Source organism: Mesorhizobium sp. GW821-FHT07A06 (assembly GCF_059419085.1).
This window is the reverse complement of record NZ_JBWKRC010000010.1, coordinates 207163-225442: the sequence shown is the minus strand read 5'-3', so window position 1 is coordinate 225442 and position 18280 is coordinate 207163. Positions and strand designations below refer to the sequence as shown.

At 59.7% G+C, this 18280-nt stretch carries 18 protein-coding genes and 4 pseudogenes; 17 read left to right on the top strand and 5 right to left on the bottom strand.

From position 1 onward, the window contains the following. Nucleotides 1–94: 94 nt before the first annotated feature. The 12 genes and pseudogenes from AC07SZ_RS27095 to AC07SZ_RS27040 all read left to right on the top strand — a co-directional run. Nucleotides 95–802 (top strand): annotated as a pseudogene (locus AC07SZ_RS27095) (LLM class flavin-dependent oxidoreductase); the annotation flags it as partial. Between the two features lie 10 nt (nucleotides 803–812). Continuing rightward, on the top strand, nucleotides 813–1139 hold the full coding sequence (locus tag AC07SZ_RS27090; RefSeq protein WP_494916617.1) for an NIPSNAP family protein: 327 nt from the start codon (nucleotides 813–815) through the stop codon (nucleotides 1137–1139). A gap of 43 nt (nucleotides 1140–1182) precedes the next feature. Then, on the top strand, nucleotides 1183–2220 hold the full coding sequence (locus AC07SZ_RS27085; RefSeq protein WP_494916616.1) for an ABC transporter substrate-binding protein: 1038 nt from the start codon (nucleotides 1183–1185) through the stop codon (nucleotides 2218–2220). Nucleotides 2221–2257: 37 nt separating this feature from the next. Further along, a complete protein-coding gene (locus AC07SZ_RS27080) occupies nucleotides 2258–3313 on the top strand; it encodes an ABC transporter substrate-binding protein (RefSeq protein WP_494916615.1) in 1056 nt (351 codons plus the stop codon). A 24-nt stretch (nucleotides 3314–3337) separates the two neighbouring features. Next, complete coding sequence (locus AC07SZ_RS27075) at nucleotides 3338–4327, top strand: flavin reductase (RefSeq protein ID WP_494916614.1); 990 nt, start codon at nucleotides 3338–3340, stop codon at nucleotides 4325–4327. A 22-nt stretch (nucleotides 4328–4349) separates the two neighbouring features. Then, nucleotides 4350–5222 (top strand): ABC transporter permease, encoded by an 873-nt coding sequence (locus AC07SZ_RS27070; protein WP_494916630.1) that lies wholly within the window; start codon nucleotides 4350–4352, stop codon nucleotides 5220–5222. Between the two features lie 3 nt (nucleotides 5223–5225). Continuing rightward, the gene (locus tag AC07SZ_RS27065; protein WP_494916612.1) at nucleotides 5226–6023 is read left to right on the top strand and encodes an ABC transporter permease; all 798 of its coding nucleotides are present in this window, start codon (nucleotides 5226–5228) and stop codon (nucleotides 6021–6023) included. Continuing rightward, the gene (locus AC07SZ_RS27060; RefSeq protein ID WP_494916611.1) at nucleotides 6023–7123 is read left to right on the top strand and encodes an ABC transporter ATP-binding protein; all 1101 of its coding nucleotides are present in this window, start codon (nucleotides 6023–6025) and stop codon (nucleotides 7121–7123) included. Before AC07SZ_RS27065 ends, AC07SZ_RS27060 begins: the two co-directional genes overlap by 1 nt. Beyond that, nucleotides 7123–7980, top strand: a complete 858-nt coding sequence (locus tag AC07SZ_RS27055) for an aldo/keto reductase (RefSeq protein WP_494916610.1) — start codon at nucleotides 7123–7125, stop codon at nucleotides 7978–7980. Before AC07SZ_RS27060 ends, AC07SZ_RS27055 begins: the two co-directional genes overlap by 1 nt. A 26-nt stretch (nucleotides 7981–8006) precedes the next feature. Further along, on the top strand, nucleotides 8007–9497 hold the full coding sequence (locus AC07SZ_RS27050; protein ID WP_494916609.1) for an aldehyde dehydrogenase: 1491 nt from the start codon (nucleotides 8007–8009) through the stop codon (nucleotides 9495–9497). A 42-nt stretch (nucleotides 9498–9539) separates the two neighbouring features. Beyond that, a complete protein-coding gene (locus tag AC07SZ_RS27045; RefSeq protein ID WP_494916607.1) occupies nucleotides 9540–10127 on the top strand; it encodes an amino acid synthesis family protein in 588 nt (195 codons plus the stop codon). Between the two features lie 81 nt (nucleotides 10128–10208). After that, the gene (locus AC07SZ_RS27040; RefSeq protein ID WP_494916606.1) at nucleotides 10209–11117 is read left to right on the top strand and encodes an alpha/beta hydrolase; all 909 of its coding nucleotides are present in this window, start codon (nucleotides 10209–10211) and stop codon (nucleotides 11115–11117) included. A gap of 268 nt (nucleotides 11118–11385) precedes the next feature. Here AC07SZ_RS27040 and AC07SZ_RS27035 read toward each other — a convergent pair whose 3' ends face one another. Then, a complete protein-coding gene (locus AC07SZ_RS27035) occupies nucleotides 11386–11508 on the bottom strand; it encodes a DUF3768 domain-containing protein (RefSeq protein WP_494916604.1) in 123 nt (40 codons plus the stop codon). Between the two features lie 71 nt (nucleotides 11509–11579). Between AC07SZ_RS27035 and AC07SZ_RS27030 the strand changes: the two genes are divergently transcribed. Continuing rightward, the gene (locus AC07SZ_RS27030; RefSeq protein ID WP_494916602.1) at nucleotides 11580–12002 is read left to right on the top strand and encodes a M24 family metallopeptidase; all 423 of its coding nucleotides are present in this window, start codon (nucleotides 11580–11582) and stop codon (nucleotides 12000–12002) included. Here the strand turns inward: AC07SZ_RS27030 and tnpC are convergent. Beyond that, nucleotides 11983–13139, bottom strand: a pseudogene (tnpC, locus tag AC07SZ_RS27025) (IS66 family transposase); the annotation flags it as partial. The gene AC07SZ_RS27030 and the pseudogene tnpC sit on opposite strands and share 20 nt — an antisense overlap. 70 nt (nucleotides 13140–13209) lie before the next feature. Then, on the bottom strand, nucleotides 13210–13476 hold the full coding sequence (tnpB, locus tag AC07SZ_RS27020) for an IS66 family insertion sequence element accessory protein TnpB (protein WP_494916600.1): 267 nt from the start codon (nucleotides 13474–13476) through the stop codon (nucleotides 13210–13212). An 88-nt stretch (nucleotides 13477–13564) separates the two neighbouring features. Here tnpB (AC07SZ_RS27020) and istA point away from each other — a divergent pair, with 88 nt between their 5' ends. Then, entirely contained in the window at nucleotides 13565–15076 is a 1512-nt protein-coding gene (gene istA / locus AC07SZ_RS27015; protein ID WP_494916629.1) for an IS21 family transposase, read from the top strand. A 12-nt stretch (nucleotides 15077–15088) separates the two neighbouring features. Next, on the top strand, nucleotides 15089–15844 hold the full coding sequence (gene istB, locus AC07SZ_RS27010; protein ID WP_494916599.1) for an IS21-like element helper ATPase IstB: 756 nt from the start codon (nucleotides 15089–15091) through the stop codon (nucleotides 15842–15844). Nucleotides 15845–16025: 181 nt separating this feature from the next. Here istB and tnpB (AC07SZ_RS27005) read toward each other — a convergent pair whose 3' ends face one another. Then, a complete protein-coding gene (tnpB, locus tag AC07SZ_RS27005; protein ID WP_494916598.1) occupies nucleotides 16026–16175 on the bottom strand; it encodes an IS66 family insertion sequence element accessory protein TnpB in 150 nt (49 codons plus the stop codon). Beyond that, the gene (gene tnpA / locus AC07SZ_RS27000) at nucleotides 16172–16558 is read right to left on the bottom strand and encodes an IS66-like element accessory protein TnpA (RefSeq protein WP_494916597.1); all 387 of its coding nucleotides are present in this window, start codon (nucleotides 16556–16558) and stop codon (nucleotides 16172–16174) included. The genes tnpB (AC07SZ_RS27005) and tnpA overlap by 4 nt, the downstream gene beginning before the upstream one ends. Nucleotides 16559–16713: 155 nt before the next feature. On the opposite strand from tnpA, the pseudogene AC07SZ_RS26995 reads away from it, so the two are divergent. Together AC07SZ_RS26995 and AC07SZ_RS26990 are read left to right on the top strand one after the other, a co-directional pair. Further along, nucleotides 16714–17741: pseudogene (locus tag AC07SZ_RS26995) on the top strand (IS110 family RNA-guided transposase). Nucleotides 17742–18127: 386 nt separating this feature from the next. Next, nucleotides 18128–18271 (top strand): annotated as a pseudogene (locus tag AC07SZ_RS26990) (IS4/Tn5 family transposase DNA-binding protein); the annotation flags it as partial. Nucleotides 18272–18280 lie beyond the last annotated feature (9 nt).

Sequence of the window (18280 nt, the reverse complement as noted above, 5' to 3'; positions counted from 1 at the left end):
AGCCGTAACCGGAACGCTCGCCTGATATCTGCTCCCGGCGCTTCAGGCTGTATTGCTACAAACAACGTGACAGCGCCGCCGGGGCGCGTACCAATATGAGTTCGACCGTATGGCCGGCGGCATTCCACAGCAGCAGGGCGTTGCCTACATGCAGGAGTTAGTTCCGGTGATGAAGGCGCTCTGGAAGGGCGACACCAGCCATAGTGGTAAGTACTGGTCGTTCCCGGAAGCCACGGCTACTCCGAAGCCGAAACAGAGTGAAATTCCGATCTGGATTGCGGCGCGCGACCCAGGAACGTACAACTGGGCGATCGCAAACGGACTTAACATCCATTGCTGGCCAATTACGCGCCCATTCAGCGAACTCGAAAGCTATCGCCAGCGCTACGATGATGCGCTCGCGATGAGTCCGCAGCCGCGCAAGCCGCGTTTCATGGCTATGCGCCATGCACATGTCTACGAAAAAGACGATGGCTGGCGCGTCGCGGTGGACGCAGTTATCAAGCGCAACGGCCTGTTCGAAAATCTTTTCCGCAACGCCGGCGGCGTCAAGAACGGCTTCCCAGAAAACATCAACATCTTCAACCTACAGCATAGCGGCGAGTTTTCCGATGCGAGCCTCCGCGAGAACCTGGCCTTCGGGAAGCCGGACGAAGTGGTCGAGAAGTTGAGGAGGCCCTCGGCGTCGACAACTTCTGTTACTACGCCGGATTTGGCCTGCCCTACGCTGAGCAGAAGCGGTCGCTCGAACTATTCGGCCGCGAAGTCATGCCAGCATTTGCCCGCGCCCATCAGGCGGTAGCTGAGACGGCATGATCATCGAGCATCGCACTTACCGTTTAAAGGTCGGCGCTACCGCGGCCTACCTCAAGCATGTTGGCGACGAGGGGATAGTCATTCAGAAGCGCCATCTGCAGAATCTGGTCGGCTACTTCACAAGCGACGTCGGACCACTCAATCAGATCATTCATATCTGGGCATTCGAGAGCTTTGATGATCGCGATCGCAAGCGGGCATCCCTGGCTCAGGATCCTGAATGGATCGCATTTGCCCCCAAGATCCAGATCCTCATTGAGGAAATGGAGTGTCGGATTCTCAGGCCGACGTCGTTCTCACCGCAATGGAAAGCCAATCGGTAACAGTTCGCAGAATTCTAAACAAACAAGACAAGGGGAACCTCAAATGATCAATCGCAGACACTTTCTAGAGGCCAGCGCCGGCGTGGCCATTGCCGCGGGCATGGCGCCGTGGTCTGGGGCCCTTGCTGCAAATGACAAAGTGACTTTCGTAAGTTGGGGCGGCAGTACCCAAGACGCTCAGACTGAGGCCTGGGCCAAGCCCTTCACAGCCGCCAGCAACGTATCCGTGGTTCAGGATGGCCCGACGGACTACGGCAAGCTGAAGGCCATGATCGAGAGCGGCAATGTCATGTGGGACGTGGTCGATGTCGAAGGCTACTACGCCTACAAATTCGCCAAGCTCGGCCTTCTCGAGCCGATCGACTTCTCCGTCGTGAAGCGGGGCGACCTCGATCCTCGGCTCTCGTTTGATCATGGCGTCGGAAGCTTCATGTCTTCCTATGTGCTTGCCTACAATAAGGACTTCGTCAAAGGCGAACTGACCAGCTGGGCCGACTTGTTCGACCTGAAAAAATTTCCGGGAAAACGCGCCGTATATAAGTGGGCAGGGATCGGCGCCTTGGAGATGGCACTGCTTGCCGATGGCGTTCCCCCAGCTGATCTGTATCCGCTCAATCTCGACCGCGCTTTCGCGAAGCTCGATACAATCAAGGCCAATATCATCTGGTGGGGCTCCGGAGCTCAGTCGCAGCAGCTTATCGCGTCCGGAGAAGCACCGATCGGCATGTTCTGGAACGGACGCATCTATGTCATGCAAAAGCAGGGGATGGACTCGATCGTCGTCTCCTGGAAGCAGAACATTCCGGGTCCCGACATCCTCGTTGTGCCAAAAGGCGCGCCCAACAAGGAAGCCGCTATGAAATTTCTCGCCACTGCGGCGAGTGCAGAGGGTCAGGCCGCCTTCTCGAACCTATCGGCCTACGCTCCGACCAATAAGGCGGCAATCCCGCTGCTGAAGCCGGAAATTCTTCCTTTCATGCCGTTCACGCATGCCGGCGAAGAGGTGCCACTTGGGCTCGATTATTGGTCCGATCACATCGATGAGATTAGTGAGCGCTGGTACGCATGGCAATCGGCTTAGCCTCGGGCGTCCCAACGGGAGATTTCAGAGGTACAACATGAACCGTCGAGATTTTTTCTTCAGCGTGGGCGCAGGCACGGCGGCCCTGCCGCTTGCCTCAGCTCTTGCGATTGTCGTCAGCACGCGCAAAGCGGCTGCCAAAGGCGGCCTGACATTCGTCAGTTGGGGAGGTAGCACCCAAGATGCGCAGACCTCCGCCTGGACCGATCCGTTTGTAAAAGCGAGCGGACTTGCCGTTATTCAGGACGGGCCGACTGATTATGGCAAACTACGCGCCATGGTTGAGAGCGGCAACGTCACTTGGGACGTCGTCGACGTGCAGGCGACCGCAGCTTACCAGCTCGCGGCGGAAGGTCTTCTCGAGCCGATCGACTACACCGTCGTGCCGCGAGACAAACTCGATCCCCGATTCAGCTTTGACTATGGTGTCGGCAGTTTTTCCTCGTCCTATGTCCTTGGCTACAACAAGGCGGCGGTCGGTGACCACAAGCCGCTGGGCTGGGCCGATCTATTCGACACTAAGATGTTCCCCGGCAAGAGGACCTTCTATAAATGGGTTAACACCGCGGCCTTCGAGATTGCGCTGCTGGCTGACGGCATTCCCGCTGACAAACTGTATCCGCTCGATTTTGATCGCGCGTTCGCCAAGCTCGATACCATCAAGAAAGACATCCTGTGGTGGAGTTCCGGGGCCCAATCCCAACAGTTGATTGCGTCCGGCGAAGCAGCCATGGGTATGTTTTGGAACGGGCGCCTCTACAGCATGATGAAGGAAGGCGCCGATATGGTCGAGATGGTCTGGGCGCAGGCGACACCTGGCGTGGACATGCTTGTTGTGCCGAAGGGGTCTAAGAACAAAGAAGCCGCGATGCGGTTCCTGGCCTTCGCATCGGCCGCCAAGCCGCAGGCGGATTTCGCCAACCTCACCGCCTACTCGCCGATCAATCCCGAAGCCAACTCACTGCTTGACCCGGCAATGCTGCCTCACATGCCTTTCCAGCATCAGTCCAGCCAGATCGCACCAGACTTCAACTACTGGGCCAAGGAACTGCCGGAAATCAGCAAGCGCTGGTATGCGTGGCAGACCGCATAGCATTACTGTGGGGGATCAAACGTGATGAAAACCAACTCGATCACGCTGTTTGACGCCCCGCCCAGGTGGGACGTGGTAGAACTGAAGCGCACGCTCGGGACATTCGTCACCGGCGTGACCGTGGTGACAACGATCGACAAATCAGGAAACCCGCGTGGCATGACGGCGAACTCCTTCACGTCAGTCTCGCTGGATCCGCCGCTCGTGTTGGTCTGCATCGCGAATAGTTCGTCGAACTGCGCCTCTTTCCGAGACGCCAGTGGCTTCGCCATCAATATACTGGCTGACGCGCAGAATGACGTTGCCACGCGGTTTGCGAGCCGCATGGATAACAGGTTCCTCGGCATCGAATGGACCGGGCGCACGACGGGCTCGCCGATTCTCACCGAGGCCGCGGCGTGGCTCGACTGCTCGCGCCATGAGGTCCTTGAGATGGGCGATCACATCATACTCGTAGGCCATGTCGAGGCCTTCGAACGCCAACCGCAAATGCGTCCGTTGGCCTACGTCCAAGGCAACTTCATTTCCTTCGCTCTGATGGAAAGGGAAATGCAGCGCCTCAGCGAGCAAACGCGCGTCGCCGCCATCGTCGAGGTGGAGGGCAAGGTGGTGCTATTTCGCTCTGCCGGCAGATGGGGATTGGGGTTCCAAGCCACGACCGAGGCGCTGAGCCATGCCGAGTCCGTCAATCTCAGCTACGCGCCCTATGGCGGCAAGGTGGAACTGTCGTTCCTCTACTCGGTCTACCGTACGTCGGACCGGCGCCAAACCCATCTTATTTACCGCGGCGAGCTTGCCGACAACGCCCTCTCGCTTAGCCCGGGCATCGGTCTTTTCGCCGAGCAGGATATGCCTTGGGACCAGATTGATCGCGCCGACACGCGCATTGCCCTGCAGAGATACTTTGCTGAGCGCAAGCAAGGGCGTTTCGGCATCTACGTGCATGACGAAGCTGGCGGACAGGTGTCCCTCCTATCGACCGAGCCTACACGCTGGGCGTCGCAGGAGCTATAACCGGATGAGCGCAGCAGATATCGTGCCATCCAAGGTCCGGCGAGCGAAGCCTAGAGGATATGCTAGATTGTCGGTACGCGGACTTCAGAACAGCTGGATCACCGCCCTTCCTGCGGCGATCCTGCTTGGCCTGTTCTTCGTGCTGCCGCTGTCCCTTCTCCTCTGGATTAGCATTAGCACGCCAGAGTTTGGAATGGGCAACTACAAGGAGATCCTTCAAGACAGCACTTTTTATCGCATCCTGCGCAACACCTTCGTCGTTTCGGGGCTTGTGGTCGCGGTCACCATGGTGATCGGCTATCCGGTGGCGTGGCTGCTAACCATCCTGCCGCGCGGCGCGAAGAAGTGGCTGCTGTCCATAATTCTATTGTCGATGTGGACGAACCTGCTAGCTCGCACCTACGCCTGGATGGTGCTGCTGCAGAGCACGGGCGTGATCAATCGCGGGCTGATGTATCTTGGAATAATCGACTCGCCGCTGCCGCTTATGAATAACTTGGTGGGCGTCACGATCGGCATGACCTACATAATGCTGCCGTTCGTGGTGTTGCCCATACATGCCACGCTGTCGTCGATCGAGCCCGCTATCATGCAGGCCGCCTCGATCTGTGGCGCGCGTCCGTCGCAAGTATTTTTCCGTGTCCTGCTGCCTCTGTCGCTGCCGGGGATCGGAGCGGCAGGGCTGATGGTGTTCGTCATGTCGCTCGGCTACTACGTGACACCCGCCTTGCTGGGCAGCACCTCGAACATGATGTTGGCAGAAATGGTTGCCGAGCAAATGTTGTCACTGCTCAACTGGGGCATGGGCAGCGCCGCTGCCTTTGTGCTGCTAGCAATCACGCTTGTTCTCTATGCCATTTTCCTGCGGTATTTCGGCCTCAAGGCGATGAGGTAACCCATGCTGCTCACATTGAGTCAAATGGGATGGGGACGCTACATCCTGTACTTGATCGGGATAGTCACAGTGCTGTTCCTGGCGCTTCCGATGGTCGCAATAGCGGCCCTATCTTTCGGTTCATCTCAGTGGATGCAATTCCCGCCTCCGGCCTGGACGACGCGGTGGTACGAGGAGTTCCTCGCCGACCCGCGCTGGCTGCATGCGTTTGTCACCAGCGCTCGGATCGCAGTGGTGGTGACGGTGCTGTCGGTGGCACTGGGGCTTCTCGCTTCACTCGCTCTGGTGCGCGGAACGTTCCGCGGCCGCGCGGTGTTCAGCTCGCTTTTTATCACGCCGATGATCGTTCCCGTAGTCATCACTGCAGTGTCCCTTTACATCGTATTCCTTCGCGTCGGCCTCAACGGCACGTTCGCCGGCTTCGTGATCGGGCATCTTATACTGGCCCTGCCGTTCTCAGTGATATGCATTACCAACTCGCTACGAAGCTTCGATGATTCGATCGAGAGAGCGGCGATCATCTGTGGCGCGACTCCGTTCACAGCCATCCGTCGGGTGACCATCCCGTCCATCCGGTCCGGATTGCTTGCGGGCGCGGTATTCTCGTTCCTGATTTCTTGGGATGAAGTGGTCATGAGCATTTTCTTAGCGAGCCCCGAGCTCAAGACGCTTCCAGTGATGATCTGGACGTCGCTCCACCAAGATCTGTCACCGGTCGTTGCCGCCGTTTCCACGGTCCTGATCGGGATCACTCTAGTGATCATTGTCACGATGGCGTTGCTTCAGAAGGACCGAGCTTGATGACTGCGCACGCGGATTACGTCCACATCGACAGGCTCAGCAAACACTATGGCAGCGTTGTCGCCATACATAAAGTTTCGCTCACTATAGAGCGTGGAGAATTTATTACTTTCCTGGGGCCAAGCGGGTCAGGCAAGACCACGACGCTGTCAATATTGGCCGGATTCACGGAACAGACTGAAGGCGAAATCTTCGTCGAGGGGCGGCCGCTCACCTCCGTTGCGCCTCACAGGCGTAACATTGGAATGGTTTTCCAACGCTATACGCTTTTCCCGCATATGAGCGTGGCCGAGAACGTCGCTTTCCCGCTGTCGGTACGCGGCATGAACAAGATTGACGCGCGGGCTGCCGTTAGCCGAGCCTTGGCGATGGTTCGTCTCAGCGACCTGGCCTCGCGCCGTCCGGCCGACCTATCCGGAGGTCAGCAGCAACGCGTCGCACTCGCCCGCGCACTAGTCTACCAGCCTCGCATCCTTCTTATGGACGAGCCGCTCAGCGCTCTCGACAAGAAGCTGCGCGAGGAGATCCAAATCGAGTTGCGCCAATTGCACCATGAGCTCGATGTGACGATTGTCTACGTAACTCACGATCAGGAGGAAGCGCTGCGCCTCAGCGATCGCATCGCCGTCTTTGACCGGGGCGGCATCGTTCAAGTTGGGGCTGGGGAAGAGCTGTATGAATCCCCGGGTTCAGAATTCGTCGCGGGGTTCATAGGTAGTTCGAATTTCCTCAATGGCGAAGTGGCGGGGACCGAATCCGGCCGCGTTGCCATCCGGATCCCGGGAGGCAGGACGTTCGTCTCTGACCGCGCGACGGCTACGATGAAGAATGGCTCTGGCGTGCGCGTCATGGTGAGACCCGAGCGCCTCGCCCTGTCACGTGCCACTGCTGGCGAAGGGGAGAACTCGATCCGCGGCAGAATTGCCGATGCCACCTATCTCGGCGACGTCATCCACTATGAGGTCGAGACCGGTTCGGGCCACCGATTATCATCGCGGACTAACTCCAGCGGCGCATTTGAGAAATTTGAGCCGGGCGCCGAGGTTACCATGACGCTGGCACCCAGCGACCTGCACGTGTTTCCCATCGGGAATGGATGATGCAGAAAAATAGCAACATAGCTTTGGCGGCGCATGGCGCCGGCTTCGTGACTTTGGGTGATGGCCGCGCCGTTTGCCGCTTGGGGCTGGGCACGATGCGCCTGACGGGCCCTGGCATCTGGGGATCGCCTGTAAGTCGAACCGAGGCGGTGCGGGTGCTGCGCACGGCGGTCGAAATCGGCATCCAACTGATAGACACGGCTGATTCCTACGGTCCAGAGATTGCCGAGGAACTCATCGCAGAAGCCCTGTTCCCTTATCCCAACGAACTGGTGATCACCACAAAGGGCGGCTATCAGCGTCCCGGTCCTGACCGGTGGACAGTAGACGGCCGGCCGGCCCACCTTGCGGCCGCGTGCGAAGCAAGCCTGAGGCGTCTCAAGCTCGACCGACATCCTCTCTATCAGCTGCACGCTGTCGATCCCGCCGTTCCGTTTGCGGAGTCAATTGGTGCCTTGATCGACCTACAGGCGCAGGGAAAGATCCAGAGGATCGGCGTGTCCAACGTTGACCATGCGCAGTTAGTCGCGGCTTGTGGCATGACCCAGATCGCCTCAGTTCAAAACCGGTTCAATCGCGAAGACCTGAGCTCCGAGCCGATCCTCGCAGAATGTGAGCATCGCGGAATCGTATTCATGCCCTATAGCCCACTCCAGGATGGCAAGGCGGCGCAGGGCCGGGTCGCCAGCGCCGGGAACGCAACGGGCAAGCGTCGAAGCCCTGTCCAGGAAACGATCAACTGGTTGCTGGCTCGATCACCTGTGATGCTGCCGATCCCCGGTACGTCTTCGGCTCAACATTTGATCGAGAACGTCGCTGCTGTCGCCCCGGGCAACCAGGAAAAGACAAGGCAATAGGCCTTAGTATTAGGATTCTGCATGCCATGGACAAGATAAGAGAAGACACACAGCACGTATCGACCTCGATGCGCAGCTATCCGGTGTTCATCGACGGCAAGTGGCACGACCTACCGCAGCGGCCCCGCATCGTTTCATTCAATCCGGCGACCGCCGAACCTTGGTATTCGATTCCCGAATGCGCCGAGGAGGACGTCGACGAGGCGGTGAAGGCCGCCCACAGGGCGTTCTCCTACGGAGCCTGGCCGGCCATGTCGCCCAAGGAGCGAGGCAAGCTGGTTTGCCGGATCGCCGATGTCGTAGCCGAAAACGCGACCACCCTTGCCGAGGTCGAATCGATTGATTGTGGCAAGGTGATTTCCGAGACACGACGCTTCGTGCAGGTCTGTGCTGACTATTTGCGCTTTTTCGGCGAATTGGCGGACAAGATCACCGGTGATACGTTCGTGCCCCCGCATCCCGGCATTGTAGCCATGACGAGAAGGGTACCGGTCGGTGTTGTTGCGGCCATCGTACCCTGGAACAATCCCCTTTGGCTGCTCTCGCTGAAGCTCGGGCCGGCGCTTGCCGCGGGTAATACGTTGGTGATCAAGCCATCGGAAATTTGCGCGGCACCGGTGATTGAATTCTTGCGTTGCGTCACGCAGGCCATCGACATACCCCAGGGCGTTGTAAATTTGGTAACCGGTTCAGGAGAGCCTTGCGGCCGGGCGCTTACTTCGCATCCACTGGTGACGAAGATAGCGTTTACTGGAGGCCCAGAGACCGCACGTCATATCGTTCGCAATTCGGCAAAAAATCTCGCCGAAGTCACGCTCGAACTGGGCGGCAAATCACCGGCTTTGGTCTTCGAAGACGCCGACCTCGACAACGCGGTCGCCAGCATCACCAGCGGCGTTTTTCTAGGTTCCGCTGGCCAGAGCTGCGTCGCTGCTTCGAGAGCGCTCGTCCACCGCTCGATCTATCCCGAATTCATCCGGCGGATCGGCAAGGCCGCTGAAGAATTGCGGGTGGGGGATCCGCTCGATCCGGAGGCCGAACTCGGGCCGCTCGCTACAGAGCAGCAACTTCTTCGCATTGAGAGGGCTGTGGCCGCTGCCTTGCAGCGCGGCGGACGCCTGATCACCGGTGGCAACCGGCTCGCAGAGCGCGCCGGTTGGTTCTTTTCGCCGACTGTTATCGAATTGCCGTCCAACTCGGACGAACTGGCGCAAACCGAACTGTTTGGCCCGGTGCTTGCCGTACTGCCCTTCGACGACGAAGGCGAGGCGCTGCGCCTGGCGAACGACACGCGCTTCGGCTTAGCGGCGGGTGTGTTCACTCGAGACGTCGGCCGCGTCCACCGGCTGACCGGCAGCCTGCGTGCCGGGATCCAGTTCGTAAACTGCTACCGAATGGGTGCTCCCATGGGCCCGATCGGCGGTTTCGGCGATAGCGGCAAAGGCCGCGAAGGCGGCGTCGACGCGGTGAAGGAATTCACGAAGTCGGTGACCATCTGGATCAACACCAAGGTCTGAATAACCAACCAAAATTACCACCTGTTGAGGCTTGGAGTCCGCATGCAGCCTTCCATACGCAAAATCGTCACCTACAGCGACCTCACCTTTATTGAAGGTGGGAAGACTGCGCCGCGTCCGCTGCTGCTTTGCGGCGTCGCTGCCGTCATCGCCAATCCCTGGCATGGCCGTGGCTTCACGGACGATTTATCGCCCGAGATCCGAGCCTTCGCGCCGGTGCTGGGCGCTGCTCTGACTGAGCAGATTGGCCTAGCGATCGGTGGCATTGAAAACGTTGAGGCGTATGGCAAAGCGGCGATCTGCGGCACTGCGGGAGAAATCGAGCATGCCTCGGCGCTCATTCACACACTCCATTTCGGCAACCACTATCGGCGAGCGGTGGACGCCACAACCTACCTCGCCTTCACAAATCTGCGCGGCGGTCCCGGGACTGCAATTACCATTCCGCTTATGGACAAGAGGGACGAAGGCCGTCGGTCACATTACCTTACGGTGCACTTCCAGATACCGGACGCTCCCGGTCCCGACGAACTTGTCATCGCGCTCGGCGCCTCGAACGGAGGACGACCACACCATCGCATCGGTGATCGATACAAAGATCTCGAAGAGCTCAAATCTACCGTCGGATAATACATTTCTTTCAGCCGTTTTTACAGAGGTGCCTACATGGAAATTTGTGGCGTAAAAGTTCACCCGGACATGGAGCCATTGTTGAGCGCCAAGGCGGCAATCCCGGACACGACTGACCCGGAAAAGTTGCGCCAGGGCTGGAATGCATACGGGGCGGCGCTTTGGAGAGACCGACCATCGGATATGCAGGTGCACGACAAGAAGATCGATTGTCCCGGCGCCGGCAGAGACGGGAAGATTGCGGTCCGGGTCTACAGGCCCGCAGCCGCGAAGGCATTGTCGCCGGCGGTTCTTTATTTCCACGGAGGCGCGTTCAAGAAAGGCAGTCTTGACAGCGGCGACACGATCGCGTGGGGGATTGCTGACCAAATGGGCGTCGTCGTGGTTAGCGTCGACTATCGCCTTTCCCCGGAACATCGTTTCCCGGCTGCGGCAGAAGATTGCTATGCCGCAGTAAAATACTTGTCGGAGAGAGGTGAAGAGATTGGGATCGATGGAACGCGGCTGGCCGTCTGGGGTGACAGCGCGGGTGGAAACCTGGCGGCCGTCGTTTGCCTTATGGCCCGCGATCGGGGTGGGCCGAAGATACTCGGCCAGGCGCTAAACTATGCAACGTTGACCGATGACATCACTGCAGATTCGTTTAAAAAATTCGCCGATGCGCCCATCACGACGGCTTCCGTTGAGGATTCGTGGGAAAGTTACCTTGGCGGGAAACAACCGACCGACAACCCCTATGCTGCACCCCTTAAAGCTGCTGATTTGTCGGATCTTCCGCCGGCTCATGTCCATTACGCCGAGATTGACTGCTTGGCGGATGACAGCATCCAGTACGCAAAGCGCCTCAACGACGCGGGCAACCGCTCGGTATTGCGCAAGGCCCCGGGCATGATCCATGGCTATTTGCGCTCTCGCTTCCACGGACCGCAAGCGGCAGCCGAGTTCGAGGCGCCTTGTGTTTTCCTCAAGGATGCGCTGAGAATCAAATAGAAGTCCGGGGCGGCGACCGGATTCCCGAAACGAACAAGGCCGCATTGCCGCAGTAAGTTTCACGCGTGGTGAACTTCGACGTAGGCGAAACGGCCCTATCTAAGCCGGCTGACACTCCGAAAGCCGAACGTTCGCTCTGGGCAGGCCGCTGACGATAGCGGCCCGTCATCCGCTCAACCGACGATTATTTCGTTGGAGCACCAACCACGGGCGCCGAGCTGGCGTTCCGGCTAGTCGTTCTGCGGATGATTGTGGCAGCGAGTGCGCCTCAGCACTCGTCAGCCCGCATGATCGTCATCACCCGCGACGTGACGTTTTGGTCCGACGGGTCGGGGGAATGGCAACGGCGGCTCAGGTCGTAGTAGCCGATCTTCCAGATCGCTTTTGGCATCCGGGGAACGAACGAATCCCTGGTTCCAGGAAAGCTCTGGCCGAACAATCAAGGCTGAGATTTGATAGGCTTTGATACAGATATGGTGGGACCGTTTGGTTATCTGGCGGATATCTCCCGCAGTTTTGTTTGCCCGGGAAAGAAAGCCTCTAACCGCAGGCCAACTTTATGAAATTGCGCAGGAACGAATCCTGACGAACATCGAAATCATAAAGCCCGGCTTGTCGTTTCAGGAATTCTCCGAGATTTGTTGGGCGGTTCCCGATGAGTACGTGCCTCATCGCTACACCATGATGATCCACGGAGTAGGATTCGTCGATGAATTTCCGACCGTTGTTTGCAAGGCAGATTGGGAGGAATGGGGTTACGACGCACACTTCGAGGAAGATATGGTCGTCTGCATAGAAAGCTTCATCGGTCAGGTAGGTGGCCTCGAAGGCGTCAAGCTTGAGCAGCAGGTGCACGTGACGGCAATGCTTCGAGTTCAGCGATGAGCGGCGAGCTCCTTTCGGCCCTCACGGCAAGGCGCAGTTCGGCGGCAAGCCCGCTGATATCGCGTTCGATGTCGAACAGGAGATCGATGCGTTTGACAGCCTCGAAAGCAATCGGCGAGATCGGCGGCGCGTTCTTTCCCCGACGGGTATTGGCGGCGATGTCGGCCAGCACGAAGAACTTGCGCCGCGCATGGCTCCAGCACAGCGCCTCCGTCACCGGTCCGGGCTTCCGGTCCGGGAGGTACAGCCCATGTAGCCGGCATAGGCGTCGGCCTGAAGAGTGCCGGTGAACTGACTCAGATGGCGTTCCGGATGTTTGCCCGACCGGTCGCGGGAAGCGTAAAACAGCACCGCCGGTGGCGCCGTGCTGCCGAAGGGCCGTTCGTCGCGGACATAGACCCAGGCCCGGCCGGTATCGGTCTTGCCCTTCGCCAGGATCGGCACCGTGGTGTCGTCGCCGTGAAGACGCTCTGCCGAGAGCACATGCTCCTCGATCAGCCCATGCAGCGGACGCAGCGCCGCCGCGCACGCGCCGACCTGATCGGCCAGCGTCGACAGGCTCAGATCGACGCCTTCGCGGCCATAACGTTCGCTCTGCTGGTTCAGCGGCTGGTGTTGGCCGAACTTCTCGAACAGCACCATGGCAAGCAGGTTCGGACCGGCAGAGCCGCGCGGTGTCACATGGAAGGGTGCCGGCGGCTGGGTGATCGTCTCGCACTGCCGGCACGAGAACTTCTCCCGTACCGTCTGGATGACCTTCCACTGGCGCGGGATCACCTCAAGCGTCTCGGTAACGTCTTCGCCCAGCTTCGACAGCCTGACCGAGCCGCAGCAAGGGCAGCTCTCGGGTGCGGCGATTACGACGCGCTCGCGCGGCAAATGTTCGGAGAATGGCTTGCGCGCCGGGCGGCGGCGCTCGAACGAACGAACCGTTTGTGTTTGAGCTCTCGCCGCCTCGGCAGCGAATTCGTCCTCGGTTGCGTCGGCCTCCAGATCCTCAAGCTGAAGCTCCATTTGCTCGAGCAGACGGGCCTTGCGTTCCGAGCGGCTGCCATAGAGCTCCCGCCTGAGCTTCTCGATCTCCAGCCTCAGTCGCGCAATCAGCGCCTCAGTCCCGGAACTGACAGCCGCCGCGCGGACGGGAGCGATTCAGCAGCGGACACCGGGCGATGGAATCACATCCCCCACTTTGTGCAAGGCCAAAATCTCAACCTGTCGCCGTCGGCCGCCAGGCCTTTTGCGGCATACGCCAGTCGATGCCTTCAAGCAGATAGCCGAGTTGCGCCGGCGTGATGGTGATCACGCCGTCGGCCGGCGACGGCCAAATGAAGCGGCCGCGCTCGAGCTTCTTCGAGAATAGGCAGGCGCTGCGGATTCCGACGTGAAGCCGGCCGCCATTCCGATCAAAGACCGGCCACCATTCCGATTTGAAGCCGGCCACCATTCCAATCAAAAGTCGGCCCGTTTTCGGCACTGAACATTACCTCCTGGGTCAGCAACTTTGGCATCAATGCCCCGCGATGAACGGGGAGATTTTGATGCCGGCAAAGAGAAGGCTGACCATGAGACAGTTACGACAAATGCTGCGGCTTGCCGGAAGCGGGACGAGCTCCCGCGAGATTGCCGTCGTGTTGGGAATAGCGCGCAGTACGGTGCAGGATAATCTGCAGCGCGCAGCGGCGGTTGGATTGAGCTGGCCGTTGCCGGGCGAACTGACAGACGATGCGCTCGAGAACAAACTCTTCACTCGCAACGGCGTCAAACAGGGCACGAGAAGACGCACAGAACCAAACTGGGCCGATCTTACCGTCGAGCTCAAGAAGCCCGGCGTCACCTTGCTCATCCTGTGGGAGGAGTATCGTGGGTCGCATCCCGACGGTTACGGCTACAGTCGCTTTTGTGAACTCTTTCGCGGTTTCGAGCAGCGGCTTTCACCGACGATGCGCCAGGAGCATGCGGCCGGCGACAAGGTCTTCGTCGACTATTCCGGCAAGAAGATCCCGATTGTTGATCGCAAGACCGGTGAGATCCGCGAGGCAGAGATCTTCGTGGCGGTGCTCGGCGCATCCAGCTTCACCTATGCGGAGGCGACTTGGACGCAAACGCTCCCCGACTGGATCGGCTCGCATGTCCGGATGTTTCGTTTCTTCGGAGGCGTTCCCCGGCTGATCGTTCCCGACAATCTGAAGTCGGGCGTCAGCCGCGCCAGCTTCTACGATCCCGAGATCAACCGCAGCTACGGCATGATGGCATCCCACTATGGCGTCGGTGTCCTGCCGGCACGGCCGCGGCGACCGAAGGACAAATCCAAAGTCGAGAACGGCGTCCGCTTCGCCCAATCATGCATTCTGGGGCGGATGCGCAATCAGACCTTCTTCTCGCTGGCAGAAGCCAATGCGGCCATTCGTCAGGCACTCGATCGCATCGATAACCACGTCATGCGCCGGCTGGGCGTCAGTCGCCGGCAACTGTTCGAGAGTGTCGAGCGTGCCGCACTCGCAAGCCTTCCGAGCGAAGACTACGAGTTTGCCGAATGGCGTTTGGCGCGCGTCTCGACGGATTACCACGTCGAGTTCAAGACCTTCTTTTATTCCGTGCCGCACAGCCTCATTCGCCAGCAGGTCGATCTGAGAGCAACGGCGCGCACCATCGAGATCTTCCACCGCGGCAAGCGCGTCGCGGTGCATCAGCGCCGCTATGGAGGTCCTCGCCATGGAACCGATCCGGATCACATGCCCAGTTCCCACCGGCGCTATGCCGAATGGACACCGGAGCGCTTTCGGCGTTGGGCCACGTCGATCGGGCCGCAGACCGAAGGTCTGGTCATCGCAATTCTCGCCAGCCGTCCGCACCCCGAACAGGGCTTCCGAACATGCCTGGGCATCCTGCGCCTGTTTCGCGACATCGAGCGCAATCGGGCTGAAGCCGTATCAGCCCGCGCCGTCGAGATCGGTGGCCTGAACTGCAAGAGCATTGCATCGCTCATCGCTAACCACAAAGCCGCACGCCATTCCACCGAACCAACCGCCATCGTCGATCACGCCAATCTGCGTGGCCCTGATTACTTTCATTGAGGAGACACACCCATGCTGATCAATCCCACCATCGACATGCTGCGAGAGCTCGGCCTTTACGGCATGGCAACCGCTTTCCAGGAACTCGACGCACAGTCCGAAGCGCGCGGCCTCGAGCACGGCGAATGGCTTGCCATGCTGCTCGAACGCGAGGCGACCATGCGCCGCCAGAAGCGTTTCGAGGCCCGCGCCAGAGCTGCGAAACTTCGTCATGACGCGCAGATCGAGAATGCCGACTTTCGTGCTGCACGCGGTCTCGACCGCAATCTGTTCATGGCGCTTGCCAGCTGCGACTGGATCAGAAAGCATCACGGTCTTCTTGTCACCGGGCCAGCCGGCGTCGGCAAAAGCTGGCTTGCCTGCGCGCTCGGCCACAAGGCCTGCCGAGAGGATTTCTCCGTCACATACCACCGAGTTCCCCGGCTGTTCGCCACGCTCGCACTTGCAAGAGGTGACGGGCGATACGGCAGGATCCTCAAATCCCTCGCCAAGACCGATCTGCTTATTCTGGATGATTGGGGACCGGAAAAACTCAACGATGACCAGCGGCGTGATCTCCTCGAGATCATTGAAGATCGCTACGAAAGACGCTCAACCATCGTCACAAGTCAGGCGCCCGTGGATCGCTGGTGGGAGATTATTGCAAATCCGACGCTTGCCGATGCCATCTTGGACCGCCTCGTTCACAACGCCTATCGCATCGATCTCACCGGTGAAAGCATGCGAAAACAGCGCCCGCCAAGCGCACCCGAAAACACCGAAGCTTGACCTCAAACAAAACCCGATCCAAACATCAACCAGACCCAGGATCAGTCCGAGAAATGGCCGCCTTCAAATCGGAACGCCGGCCGGAATGAAATCGGAATGACTGGCCGGCTTCAAATCGGAATCAGTGGCCGGCTTCATCGGAATACGCAGGCGCCCTGGCCGTCGTGCCACAGAACCTTGATCAGGTACCGCGGAAGACGAACAGGTGACCGCTGTGCGGATCGCGCTTCAACGTCTCCTGCACCACCAGCGCAAGGCCTGGAAAGCCCTTTCTCATGTCGGTGTGGCCGGTTGCCAGCCACACCCGCACGCCGTTCGGAACCGGGATCATCGGGATCCAAGCGCGTCCAGAACGCGACGCAGCGCCTCGGCATCCACATCGCGGTCGACGCGGACGCGGCGTCCGCTGCCAAGCTCGATCTCGATGATGCCGCTCTTGCGGCGACGTCGACCGGGAGACGCTGATGGCGCCGGCACCTCAACGGCAGAGGGCACAACAGCAGGAACGATCTCGACCGGGACTAACTGCGATGAACCGGCATCGACCGGATCGCACAGCTCTTTGCGCCATCGGAACAACTGGCTGACGTGAATGCCTGCCGATCGCGCGACCTCCGACACCGACACGCCAGGCTCAAGCGACGCCGCGACCAGGCGCTCCTTCTCCTCGCGCGGCCAGCGTCGACGTCTTTCGATCGACGTGATCACCTCCACCCGGCATCGTCATAGAACTACTCCTAGGATTATCCCTAGATGCCGTAATGGGCCGGCCTTCGCGAGCATAGCCAGGTTGGGTGGCTGTCCCTCAGAATGATGGTGTTGAAACGGAGTCCGAGCGATCGGCTCCAAGCATCATGAGAGGAACAGCCATGGAACACTATGTGGGAATCGATGTCTCTCTGGAAGAGAGCAGCGTGTGCGTTGTGGACGCGACCGGAATGATCGTGCGCGAGGTCAAGATCGCCAGCGAGCCCGAGGCACTGGTCCGCTATTTCGAGGAACTGGAATTGTCCGTCGGCCGCATTGGGCTCGAGGCCGGGCCATTGTCGCAATGGCTGCATGCCGGGCTTGTGGCCGCCGGACGCGATGCGGTTTTGCTCGAGACGCGACACGTGAAGGCGGCGCTCTCGGCGATGCCGGTGAAGACCGACCGGAAAGATGCGCGCGGGATCGCTCAACTGCTGCGGATGGGATGGTACCGCCCGGTTCATGCCAAATCGGTGACTTGCAAGGATAGCCGAGCCCTTCTTGTTGGACGCAAGCTTCTGCAAGGCAAGCTTCTCGACGTTGAACTGAGCATCCGCGGGATCTTGCGCGGCTATGGGTTAAAGGTCGGAGAAGTCAGTCGTGGAAAGTTTGAGGCGCGCATCCGGGAGCTGACAGCAGGGCACGTCACTTTGGAGACGGTGATTGGTGCGATGCTAGCGGCGCGGACGGCGTTGTGGTGCGAGTTCACTAAGCTCCATCGCGAGATGCTGAAGATCGCGCGCGCTGACAAGGTTTGCCGCAGATTGATGAGCACACCTGGGGTCGGGGCCTTGCGCTCACCTATCGCTCGGCGGTGGACGACCCGATGCGATTTGGAAAATCCAGTACGGTCGGAGCCTACTTCGGGCTTACGCCCAAAAAATATCAGTCCGGTGAGACCGATCGGGACGGTGGTGTCAGCAAGGTCGGCGACGCCATGGTGCGAACAGCGCTCTTTGAAGCGGCGCACATCATGCTGACGCGGGCGACCCGCTTCTCGGGCCTGAAGCACTGGGCGCTCGACGTGGCGAAACGTCGGGGCATGAAGCGCGCCAAGGTGGCCCTTGCCCGCAAGTTGGGCGTCGTGCTCCATCGCATGTGGGTGGATGCGACCGACTTCCGCTGGAGCAAGGCCGCAGCGATGGCATAGGAGATAGAGCGTTCGGAGCGAGCCGAAACGGCAGCGCTCTCCTGAGGTCCCGTCGCCGGGACGAGGGCTTGGCAAGGTCGTGTGTAGTGCTGTGAATGCTTCGGCAAATCACGCTTCCTAGATTGACCTGTCAGCTCTGGATCTGATGGCATGGTGTGGCGGCCTTCGCGCTGACCACGGACAGAAGCATGATCCTGGCGATGAGATATCGTTCAGAGGGGGACTTGACGAACGAGGGCCCATTACAGAAGGACTTCTGACGTTCGCCCTCAGCCTACAAGGCGGCACTCACCGACTTCCGATTACCCACATCGTCGGCGGGCCTATTGCCCCGTATGAATCTGCCGTGATTCTGTCCGTGACGCCGAATCACGGAGGCGTCACCGATGCGAGACAAGACCAGCAACAGCGAAGCCGCTTGGCAGGAGGAAGAGCTTTCTGCTGCAGCCCTTCCCGATAAGCGTCTGGCCCGTCGGCTGCGACGGTTGCTGGATCAGATGTCAGCTGCGCCGGGCAAGCCAATCCCGGCGGCCTGCGGC

What these genes read in the sequence shown, in the direction of transcription:
- AC07SZ_RS27035 (WP_494916604.1), bottom strand. Translation starts at nt 11,508, where the DNA reads ATGCCAAAAGCGATCTGGAAGATCGGCTACTACGACCTGAGCCGCCGT.
- AC07SZ_RS27065 (WP_494916612.1), top strand. Translation starts at nt 5,226, where the DNA reads ATGCTGCTCACATTGAGTCAAATGGGATGGGGACGCTACATCCTGTAC.
- tnpB (WP_494916598.1), bottom strand. Translation starts at nt 16,175, where the DNA reads ATGATCCCGGTTCCGAACGGCGTGCGGGTGTGGCTGGCAACCGGCCAC.
- istB (WP_494916599.1), top strand. Translation starts at nt 15,089, where the DNA reads ATGCTGATCAATCCCACCATCGACATGCTGCGAGAGCTCGGCCTTTAC.
- istA (WP_494916629.1), top strand. Translation starts at nt 13,565, where the DNA reads ATGAGACAGTTACGACAAATGCTGCGGCTTGCCGGAAGCGGGACGAGC.
- AC07SZ_RS27090 (WP_494916617.1), top strand. Translation starts at nt 813, where the DNA reads ATGATCATCGAGCATCGCACTTACCGTTTAAAGGTCGGCGCTACCGCG.
- AC07SZ_RS27085 (WP_494916616.1), top strand. Translation starts at nt 1,183, where the DNA reads ATGATCAATCGCAGACACTTTCTAGAGGCCAGCGCCGGCGTGGCCATT.
- AC07SZ_RS27075 (WP_494916614.1), top strand. Translation starts at nt 3,338, where the DNA reads ATGAAAACCAACTCGATCACGCTGTTTGACGCCCCGCCCAGGTGGGAC.
- AC07SZ_RS27060 (WP_494916611.1), top strand. Translation starts at nt 6,023, where the DNA reads ATGACTGCGCACGCGGATTACGTCCACATCGACAGGCTCAGCAAACAC.
- AC07SZ_RS27050 (WP_494916609.1), top strand. Translation starts at nt 8,007, where the DNA reads ATGGACAAGATAAGAGAAGACACACAGCACGTATCGACCTCGATGCGC.
- AC07SZ_RS27080 (WP_494916615.1), top strand. Translation starts at nt 2,258, where the DNA reads ATGAACCGTCGAGATTTTTTCTTCAGCGTGGGCGCAGGCACGGCGGCC.
- AC07SZ_RS27045 (WP_494916607.1), top strand. Translation starts at nt 9,540, where the DNA reads ATGCAGCCTTCCATACGCAAAATCGTCACCTACAGCGACCTCACCTTT.
- AC07SZ_RS27055 (WP_494916610.1), top strand. Translation starts at nt 7,123, where the DNA reads ATGCAGAAAAATAGCAACATAGCTTTGGCGGCGCATGGCGCCGGCTTC.